We start from the raw sequence: 1,206 nt of genomic DNA, 5'->3' as shown, positions 1-1,206 counted from the left end.
GGGCGCTGTCTCGACCACAGACTCGGCGAAATTGCACTACGAGTAAAGATGCTCGTTACGCGCGGCAGGACGGAAAGACCCCGGGACCTTTACTATAGCTTGGTATTGGTGCTCGGTTCGGCTTGTGTAGGATAGGTGGGAGACTGTGAAGCTATCACGCCAGTGGTGGTGGAGTCGTTGTTGAAATACCACTCTGGTCGAATTGGGTGTCTTAACCTCGGGCCATGATCTGGTTCAGGGACAGTGCCTGGTGGGTAGTTTAACTGGGGCGGTTGCCTCCCAAAGAGTAACGGAGGCGCCCAAAGGTTCCCTCAGCCTGGTTGGCAATCAGGTGTTGAGTGTAAGTGCACAAGGGAGCTTGACTGTGAGACTGACGGGTCGAGCAGGGACGAAAGTCGGGACTAGTGATCCGGCACCACCTTGTGGAAGGGGTGTCGCTCAACGGATAAAAGGTACCCCGGGGATAACAGGCTGATCTTGCCCAAGAGTCCATATCGACGGCATGGTTTGGCACCTCGATGTCGGCTCGTCGCATCCTGGGGCTGGAGTAGGTCCCAAGGGTTGGGCTGTTCGCCCATTAAAGCGGTACGCGAGCTGGGTTTAGAACGTCGTGAGACAGTTCGGTCCCTATCCGCCGCGCGCGTTGGAGACTTGAGGAAGGCTGTCCCTAGTACGAGAGGACCGGGACGGACGAACCTCTGGTGTGCCAGTTGTCCCGCCAGGGGCACGGCTGGTTGGCTATGTTCGGGAGGGATAACCGCTGAAGGCATCTAAGCGGGAAGCCTGTTCCAAGATGAGGTCTCCCACCACCTTTGAGTGGGTAAGGCTCCCAGGAGATGACTGGGTTGATAGGCCGGAGATGGAAGCCCTGTGAGGGGTGGAGTTGACCGGTACTAATAGGCCGAGGGCTTGCCACAACGAGTTGTTCGCATCCACTGTGTGACCCTGAGCCCACAACCCTGTGCGGGTTGTGTGTTCGTAGGTCCCCCCATGTTTGTGTGGGGGTTTGTTGAATAGTGTTGTCGGTGGTCATTGCGGTAGGGGAACGCCCGGTCCCATTCCGAACCCGGTAGCTAAGCCTTCCAGCGCCGATGGTACTGCACTCGCCAGGGTGTGGGAGAGTAGGTCGCCGCCGACATTCAACATGATCAGGAAACGCCCCGGACTTCATTGTCCGGGGCGTTTCCTGTTTTCTGGGTTCTGTTC

1 rRNA gene and 1 other annotated feature are annotated in these 1,206 nt (G+C 57.7%); the gene reads left to right on the top strand.

What is annotated here, in order from left to right:
- The first annotated feature begins 35 nt into the window (after positions 1 to 35).
- Positions 36 to 905: a sequence feature (23S ribosomal RNA rRNA prediction is too short), on the top strand.
- A gap of 116 nt (positions 906 to 1,021) precedes the next feature.
- A 5S ribosomal RNA gene (gene rrf, locus Ae505Ps2_RS26475) occupies positions 1,022 to 1,138 on the top strand.
- Positions 1,139 to 1,206 lie beyond the last annotated feature (68 nt).

This window comes from Pseudonocardia sp. Ae505_Ps2, assembly GCF_001932425.1.
In the GTDB taxonomy this organism is placed as follows: domain Bacteria; phylum Actinomycetota; class Actinomycetes; order Mycobacteriales; family Pseudonocardiaceae; genus Pseudonocardia.
The sequence above is the reverse complement of the archived record's forward strand: the minus strand, read 5'-3'. Positions and strand labels throughout refer to the sequence as shown.